Source organism: Pseudomonas fluorescens (assembly GCF_018614655.1).
Lineage (GTDB): Bacteria > Pseudomonadota > Gammaproteobacteria > Pseudomonadales > Pseudomonadaceae > Aquipseudomonas > Aquipseudomonas fluorescens_BX.
Genome location: NZ_JAGGOG010000022.1, coordinates 56,599 through 64,431, shown reverse-complemented (window position 1 = coordinate 64,431; position 7,833 = coordinate 56,599). Strand labels below are relative to the sequence as shown.

The window sequence follows — 7,833 nt, the reverse complement described above, 5'->3', positions numbered from 1 at the left end:
TGCATGCTGACGTTGTTGAGACGTTAGCGGTGTCAAATATCCAGAGAACCGAGGTGGAGAGAAACGCACGAATGGTTCTGAAAAGATTACCGTTTGGGAAAACGATACAAAGTGTTTCCGCATTTTTGGTATGGTGCAGCACATTTTCATAGGGACTGATTGTTCGTCCGCAGGAAGCGGCGTCGACCTTATCCAACGAGATGCTGTAGAAATGCCTGAACCGATACCGATCAAAGATCACGAAAAAGAAAACCGTCTGGTCAACAAGCGGCTGCTGGCTTGCGCGCTGCTTGTGATCGGCATTACCTGTGCCCTGGTAGGGCGCATGTATTTTCTGCAGGTGGTGGAGTTTGACTATCACTCCACGATTTCCGAAAACAACCGGGTCCACGTCCTGCCCATTACACCTACTCGTGGCTTGATCTACGACCGCAATGGTGTGGTGCTCGCGGATAACCGGCCGAGCTACAACCTGATTATCACCCGTGAGCGCGCCTCAGACCTAAAGGGCGAGCTCGACTCCATTGTCAGTCTCTTGCACCTGCCTGCCGAAGACCGGGCGTTGTTCGATAAGGCCATGAAGCAGGCCCGCCATCCTTTCGTGCCCGTGACGCTGTTCTATGAGCTGACCGAAGAGCAGATTGCCTTGCTGGCCGTCAACCAGTTCCGCCTTCCCGGGGTGGACGTTGAACCGCAGTTCGTCCGTCACTACCCGCTGGGCGCGCACTTTGCCCATTCCATCGGTTACGTCGGCCGCATCAACGAGAAAGAATCCAAGGCGCTCGACTCGGTGGAGTACCGTGGCACGCAGTCTATCGGCAAGACCGGTATCGAGCGTTTCTACGAGTCGGAACTGCATGGCCACGTGGGCTATGAAGAGGTCGAGACCAACGCACAAGGCCGGGTTCTGCGGGTGCTCAAGCACACCGATCCGATCCCCGGCAAAAACATAGTCCTCAGCCTGGACGTCAAGCTCCAGGAAGCCGCCGAAGAAGCCTTGGGGGATCGTCGAGGTTCAGTGGTCGCCCTTGATCCGGAGACCGGCGAAGTCTTGGCCATGGTCAGCAAGCCGAGCTTTGACCCGAACTTGTTCGTCACCGGGATCAGCTTCAAGGAATACGCGGCGCTGCACGACTCCATTGATCGGCCGCTGTTCAACCGGGTCCTGCGTGGGCTTTACGCGCCCGGCTCTACCATCAAGCCGGAAGTGGCCATCGCCGGGCTCGACAGCGGTGTCGTCACCGCCCAGACCCGTGTATTTGACCCCGGTTATTACCAACTCCCGGACTTCGATCACAAGTACCGCAACTGGAACCACAGCGGCGACGGCTGGGTGGACATGGACGCGGCGATCATGCGTTCCAACGACACCTACTTCTATGACTTGGCCCACAAATTGGGCATCGATCGCTTGCACGACTACCTGGCTGAGTTTGGCCTTGGCCAAAAAGTCTCCCTGGACATGTTCGAGGAGTCTGCGGGCTTGATGCCATCCCAGGCCTGGAAGCGTGCCACTCGGCGCCAGCCCTGGTTCCCGGGGGAAACCGTGATCCTCGGCATCGGCCAGGGCTACATGCAGGTCACGCCGCTGCAACTGGCCCAGGCCACCGCGCTGATTGCCAATAAAGGTGTGTGGAACCGACCGCATTTGGCCAAGACCATCAATGGTGTGCCACCGGTGGATGAACACCCGATGCCCAACGTCGTCCTCAAGGACCCGCGTGGCTGGGAGCAGGTCAACCACGGTATGCAATTAGTGATGCACGATCCACGGGGCATCGCCCGGGCCGCCGCCGCAGGCGCGCAATATCGCATTGCCGGCAAGAGCGGCACCGCGCAAGTGGTAGCGATCAAACAGGGTGAGCGTTACAACCGGTTGAAGACCTCGGAGCGCAACCGAGACAACGCCTTGTTCGTCGGTTTCGCTCCGGCGGAACATCCCAGAATCGTGATATCCGTGATGATCGAAAACGGTGAGGCAGGCGGTCGCGTGGCGGGTCCGGTTGTACGGCAGATCATGGATGCCTGGTTGCTGGACCAGGAGGGCCACTTGAAGCCGCAATACGCGACCCCGAGCAAACCGCCGGGCGATCCCCACGTCTGAAGTGGGAAGGCATGAGCCCGCTCATGCCTTCCACTCGTCCCACTGCTCCAGCCCTTCGTAAGACAGCCACGGCACATCATGGGACGTCCAGATATGGCACGTCGGCTGCTCTCCCGGATCGTCATCCAGCGTTGCTACGCGCACAATCACATGGGGCTGATGCTTGCGTTCAGCCATCAGGTGCGAGCCGCACTGCGAGCAGAAATGCCTGAGCTTTCCCGGCGACGATTCGAAGGACGATAAAAGCTCTACGCCTTGAGTCCAGCGAAAGTGCTCGCGCATGACGCCAGCGGTGGTGACGAACGCCGCGGCATGGACTTTGCGGCAACTGTGGCAATGGCAGTGGCTGATGGGCATGTCCAGGCCATCCACCTGGTAGTGCACGGCTTTGCAACAGCAACTGCCGTGGAGCGGTTTCAGTGGATCGTTCATGTATCAGCCTTGTCTGAATAAAAAGTGGCCAATCAATCTACCTTGCACGCCGATAGTTTCGTACCGTGATGTGGTACTGAAAGGTTGCGCATTGGTCGATGTAGCCTACTGTCAATGAAGGAGGTGACTTATGGACGTACATGATCGCATTGAACGAAAAGTGCTGCTCAAGGCCCCACACGAACGGGTCTGGCAGGCGCTGACCGATGCCGAGCAATTTGGTAGTTGGTTCGGAATTGACCTTAAGGGAAAACAGTTTGTACCAGGCCAGGCGATTGCAGCCCAGATCACATTTCCGGGTTACGAGCATGTTAAATGGAATGCAAGAATCGAACGGATTGAACCGCAAAAGCTGTTCTCTTTCAGTTGGCACCCTTATGCGATAGAAGAGGGGATCGACTACGACTCGGAGACTCCGACGCTGGTGGAGTTCGCCCTCGAAGACTACGCCGAAGGCACCTTGCTTCGGGTGGTCGAGTCAGGTTTTCTCACGATCCCTCAGTCGCGCCGTGAGAAAGCCTTCAAGATGAACTCCCGTGGCTGGGACGAGCAGATGAACAACATAGAGATTCACCTGACCAAGTTCCCTTAGCCCTCGTGCCCCGTGGTGATCTCCAGCATACCGGTGTAGGTCACCCACACACTTTGCTCGCTGGCATCCGGTGCACTTTTACCCACGTCAGTGTCCAGCACTCCACCCGATGAAAACGAACCTCTAGCGCTAAACTCGATCACAACAGTATCGACAGCCGCCCGACAAGGAGCACGCGCATGCCCCGTCAAGGTCAATATCCGGGATTTATCCCGCCGTACATTCTCCATCGTTTGATAGACCATGGCTCAGAGTGGCAACGCTCCCGGGCGCTGAACACCTTGACCCATGTTCGCCGTCTGTTACCCAATCCGGGGCTTGCATCGGCGATGGGTGCGGCGGCAGAGAAAGCCTCCCCCGGCACGTTGCAACGCCATATCTACGATGCTCAACACTTGACCGTCCTGCCCGGTGCCCTGACGCGGGCCGAGGGCCAGCGGGCCAGTGGCGATGCGGCGGTGGATGAGGCCTATGACGCACTGGGCGCCACTCACGACTTTTTCTGGCAGATCTATGGGCGCGACTCCATCGACAACCGAGGCCTGGCCCTGGCGGGCACCGTGCACTACGGCGAAGGCTACGACAACGCCTTCTGGAATGGCGCGCAGATGGTCTTTGGTGACGGTGATGGTGAGGTGTTCCAGCGCTTCACCCGATCCCTGGATGTCGTGGCTCATGAGTTAGCGCACGGCATCACCGAGAGCGAGGCGGGCCTGGTTTATCGCAACCAGTCCGGGGCCCTCAATGAATCGGTCTCTGACGTATTCGGTATCCTTACCAAGCAATACGTCCTCAAGCAGACGGCCGAACAGGCCGATTGGTTGATTGGGGCTGATTTACTCACTGACAAGGTCAAGGGTAAGGGCCTGCGTTCCATGTCCCACCCCGGCACTGCCTATGACGACCCGGTACTGGGCAAGGACCCGCAACCGGCGCATATGCGTGACTTTGTCGTGACTCAGGATGATAACGGCGGAGTCCACCTGAACTCCGGCATCCCCAACCGGGCGTTTTATCTGGCCGCCATCGCCCTGGGCGGCTCAGCCTGGGTGGAGGCGGGGCAGATCTGGTACGACACTTTGTGCGATAAGCGCCTGGATAACGATGCGGACTTCCAGGCATTTGCCACACTGACCGTCGAGCATGCCCGCGAACGATTTGGCGTCACCCAGGGCAAGGCGGTACAGAAAGCCTGGGCAGGTGTGGGCGTGAACCTGGCATGAGGAGAATGCAATGAAAGAACTGCCACCCCTGGGCAGCGACGCTACCGTCCGGCTTTCCCGTCAGGGCGGCGTGACGGCGATGTTGAGTCGGCCCCGTGAAATCGAATTTGCCCAGTACAACCCGGATGAGCGCGAGCAGATTTGCAGCCTGCTGAAGGGCTGCCTGCCGTTGACCTCATCCGAGTCGGGGCGGGGCGACCAGCGCTTCTATCAGATTGAAGTGCGCTTTCGCCAAGATGACCGAGATGATCAGTTCATGCTCCAGGTGCCGGAAGACCAGGCGCCTGGAGAACTGGTGCAACTGTGGAAAAAAGGGCTGGTGTCCTGAGGTTTCCGAGACCTCAGAAACTCATCTGCCACTGCCCGACCACGGCGTGATTGCGGCTGTTGCTACCCAATTCACCGTTGTAGCCGACGCTCAGGGTATGTCGTGCAGACAAGCCGACATCCAGCCCTGCTTCAACCATCAGGCTATCGCGATCCAGCGCGCTGCCTTCGACGTTGAATGCATTCCCACCCACCACAAACGCCTGGCGGGTTTCACTGTCGATGTTGCCATACACATGTCGCCAACCGAGGCTGGCTCGCGGTGTAAGGCTGATGCCATTGTCCAGTTGGCTCAGATGCGCCAGGCGCATGCCGAATGTGCTGCTGAAGTTGTCCTGGGTCTGGGCATCAACCTTGAGTGACGCAATGCCGCCTTTTTCGGTGAAGCTGTCGCGGTGATAGCGCTGATAATCGAGGTTGGCAAATGGCTCGATGTTCAAGCGCCCGCTGCCCAAGGCATAGCCCAGTTCGGCAAATGCTTGTTGGCTGTCGGCGTCGTAATTGCCTTTTGGCTTGTCGCTGAAACCTTCGAACTCGACCGTGCGCTTGTTATCGCCGGCATGATGGCTGTAGGCGGCACCCAGGCGCAGGGCCACCGGACCGTCCTGGCGCACGGCATACCCACCGACGTGCCAGCTGCGCAGTTTGTTATCAACGTTATGGCTGTCCAGGTCGGTCTTTGAATAACCGCCCACTACACCCAGGCGCCAGATCGGCGATAGGGACCAATCGACGCCCAACAAACTGCCTTGAGTCCGCTGCTGCATGCCGTCGCTGCCGTGTTGACCGTCGAGCTTGCCATAGCTGCCTATGCCCTGCAGCCAGACGCGGCCACGTGCATTCGGGTCATTGAGGTTGCGTGCGCCGCTCGGTACGCCCGTGGCTGCCAGCTCCGGGGTTTGTGTCGACTCAAGCCCCACCAGCAAGCCTGCGCCGTTGCCCATCTGACGCATGGCGGACAGCATTGACGTGCCGACCAGGGAGCTGGCCGTCAGCGTGGCGCTGCTGAGGTTGGCGTTACTGCTACCGGCCAGGGCTTCGATGGCGGCGCTGGCGGTGGCTTCTGAGGTATTGAGCAGGGCGTCGTTTAACGGGTTCGGTTGCCAAAAAAACGGCAGATATGGGCCGTATATATCATCCCGATATCTCCAACTGATTGACTCGATGCTCTGAACCGCTCGGGCGCCGTTGGCGGTACGGGCGTACTCCATGAAATCAATGTCGTTACGTGTGTAACTCAGGTCTACCCTGTTGGCTTCGTAGCTGAGTTTCGGGGTCAGAAAGGCATAGTAACGGAGCTCGGAATCATCGAAGGTTCCGGTGATGCTACCGGCTTCAAGTACTGTGTAGCGACTGTGCCACGGGTAGTTGAAGTCGCTGCCGGTGTTCAGCGAAAAGCGAGCACCATTGAGACTGGCATTGCCGGCAACACGGGTTGTCGCAGTGCTGCCGTCCGCATTGGTAGCAAAATAGAACGTAGCACCGGGTGCCATCGTCAGGTTGCCGTTGACCTGCGGTGCTCCTACTTGGGTGTTGGTGGTTAGTCGGCCGTTGATGATCAAGTTGCCGACCGATCCACGTCCTTGGTACTCGCCACCCTGGTCAACCACCACAGTACCGGCGATACCCCCTTGGTTATCCAGCAGTGCACGGTTGAACACCTGGGCGTCCTGGCTGAAGTCACCTTGACCATTGAACACCCAATAACCGTTACGGACCTGCAACGACTCAAAGTTACGGGTATCGCCCACGGTTCCATCAGGTGTTTGGCCGGGATAATAATAAGGGTATTGGTAGGCTTCCAGAATCATTGTGTTATGACCCGTTCCTCCGTCCACCAACCCTTCAAAAATGGCACCCTTGTTCAGCGTCAAGGTATCGTTGCCACCTCCCAGGTCAAGGGCAACACCATTGGTGCCACTGATCAGGCCGCCGTTGAAAACCTGATCATCAAAGTCGCCGATGAACTTCACACCAAAACCGTCGAGCCCTCGGATAACACCATAAGTCCTCAAGGTAGTAGCGGCCACTGCCGAGCCGCCCTGGCCATCACTGACCAGAATGCCGTTGTTGGCTCCTATGATGATTCCCGGTGTTTCTCCACGGGTTGGGGCTGCACCGTTGAATACGTAACCGCCGCCAATCGACACACCTTCGCTGGTATTGGCTCGACCGTTCTTGTCCACGCCGCTGGATCCGGTGCCTTGTATAGTGCCTTGTCTGTTGCTGACATTGGCAATGCCACCAATCCGTACGCCGTCGCCATCAACGTTGGTTTGTCGGCCATCCTGCCCGCCAGTGATCGTGCCATTATTGTTGAAAAAACTACCGTCGCTCACGGATACAGCACCGGCACCGTTACGCCCGATGATCGTGCCTGCGTTACTCAGGTCGATATGATCCCCTGAAACACCATTGCGCCCGCCCGAGATCAGGCCTGAATTGGAGATTCGTGTATCGATTGCAGAGCCGGTGTTGATACCGTCGAACCTATCTGCAGCGCTTGGGGAGTCGCCGGTGGATATTTCCCCATCGTTGGTGAGGCGCGCATGAGAGCCGGTACGGACACCGTCGCCGGCATCAGCCCGAATAACCGCGCCCTTTTGGTTCTCGATAGTCGTGCGGGCGCGTTCTCCCACTACGGAGCTGAGGTCCAGGGCTTGTCCGTTCAACGCCCGGATCGTACCGCTGTTCTTGAGATTGATCTCGCCGTCGTTTTTCAGGTCTGCACTGATCCGAATGGCATCATTTTCGCCTTGAATTAACGCGCCAGCGGTATTGTTGATGGAGTAATAGCCGTAGCCGTTATGGACGCCAGGAGTGGCAATTGCCGCCGCGGCAGAGGAGACAATCTGGCCGTCGTTATTGATACGAATACTGGGGCTCCAGAACGGGACCTTGCGTATTTCGACGGCAGTCTCCACGGCGTTGATACGGCCAGCGTCTCTGACCCATAGACTGGGGTCCATATTGCCGCCACTGCCCATGGATTGAGCAGCAATAGTCGGTGTACGAATTTCGATTTGTGCTTGGCTGGCCTGGGAAAACCAAACGCCGGAAACGATCAATGAAATATGCAGGGCAAGACGGCGGGGCGTAAACGACATGCTGGAAGTCCTTTTCTCGTATAACGCTATCTTCCTATATGGCGCTTT

General features: G+C 57.9%; 7 protein-coding genes. 4 read left to right on the top strand and 3 right to left on the bottom strand.

Features of this window, described 5'->3' with window-relative positions; translation table 11 throughout:
* Window positions 1-196: hypothetical protein (locus tag J7E41_RS22235; protein WP_214996277.1), on the bottom strand; the 196-nt coding region annotated here is incomplete at its 3' end.
* A gap of 15 nt (window positions 197-211) precedes the next feature.
* Here J7E41_RS22235 and mrdA point away from each other — a divergent pair.
* A complete protein-coding gene (gene mrdA, locus J7E41_RS22230) occupies window positions 212-2,104 on the top strand; it encodes a penicillin-binding protein 2 (RefSeq protein WP_214996275.1) in 1,893 nt (630 codons plus the stop codon).
* A 21-nt stretch (window positions 2,105-2,125) separates the two neighbouring features.
* Here the strand turns inward: mrdA and J7E41_RS22225 are convergent, their stop codons facing one another.
* Window positions 2,126-2,536: a GFA family protein gene (locus tag J7E41_RS22225; protein WP_214996273.1), complete on the bottom strand. Its 411-nt coding sequence runs from the start codon at window positions 2,534-2,536 to the stop codon at window positions 2,126-2,128.
* Window positions 2,537-2,666: 130 nt separating this feature from the next.
* Here J7E41_RS22225 and J7E41_RS22220 point away from each other — a divergent pair, with 130 nt between their 5' ends.
* From J7E41_RS22220 to J7E41_RS22210, 3 genes are all read left to right on the top strand, one after another.
* A complete protein-coding gene (locus J7E41_RS22220; RefSeq protein WP_214996271.1) occupies window positions 2,667-3,128 on the top strand; it encodes an SRPBCC family protein in 462 nt (153 codons plus the stop codon).
* A gap of 179 nt (window positions 3,129-3,307) precedes the next feature.
* Window positions 3,308-4,351: a M4 family metallopeptidase gene (locus tag J7E41_RS22215; RefSeq protein ID WP_214996270.1), complete on the top strand. Its 1,044-nt coding sequence runs from the start codon at window positions 3,308-3,310 to the stop codon at window positions 4,349-4,351.
* 10 nt (window positions 4,352-4,361) lie between these two features.
* Window positions 4,362-4,679, top strand: a complete 318-nt coding sequence (locus tag J7E41_RS22210; protein ID WP_214996268.1) for a protealysin inhibitor emfourin — start codon at window positions 4,362-4,364, stop codon at window positions 4,677-4,679.
* 13 nt (window positions 4,680-4,692) lie between these two features.
* Here the strand turns inward: J7E41_RS22210 and J7E41_RS22205 are convergent, their stop codons facing one another.
* Window positions 4,693-7,785: an autotransporter outer membrane beta-barrel domain-containing protein gene (locus J7E41_RS22205; RefSeq protein WP_214996266.1), complete on the bottom strand. Its 3,093-nt coding sequence runs from the start codon at window positions 7,783-7,785 to the stop codon at window positions 4,693-4,695.
* Window positions 7,786-7,833 lie beyond the last annotated feature (48 nt).

Excerpts from the sequence above, each read along its gene's own strand:
- J7E41_RS22220 (WP_214996271.1), top strand. The coding sequence starts at position 2,667 with ATGGACGTACATGATCGCATTGAACGAAAAGTGCTGCTCAAGGCCCCA.
- J7E41_RS22205 (WP_214996266.1), bottom strand. The coding sequence starts at position 7,785 with ATGTCGTTTACGCCCCGCCGTCTTGCCCTGCATATTTCATTGATCGTT.
- J7E41_RS22210 (WP_214996268.1), top strand. The coding sequence starts at position 4,362 with ATGAAAGAACTGCCACCCCTGGGCAGCGACGCTACCGTCCGGCTTTCC.
- J7E41_RS22225 (WP_214996273.1), bottom strand. The coding sequence starts at position 2,536 with ATGAACGATCCACTGAAACCGCTCCACGGCAGTTGCTGTTGCAAAGCC.
- J7E41_RS22215 (WP_214996270.1), top strand. The coding sequence starts at position 3,308 with ATGCCCCGTCAAGGTCAATATCCGGGATTTATCCCGCCGTACATTCTC.
- mrdA (WP_214996275.1), top strand. The coding sequence starts at position 212 with ATGCCTGAACCGATACCGATCAAAGATCACGAAAAAGAAAACCGTCTG.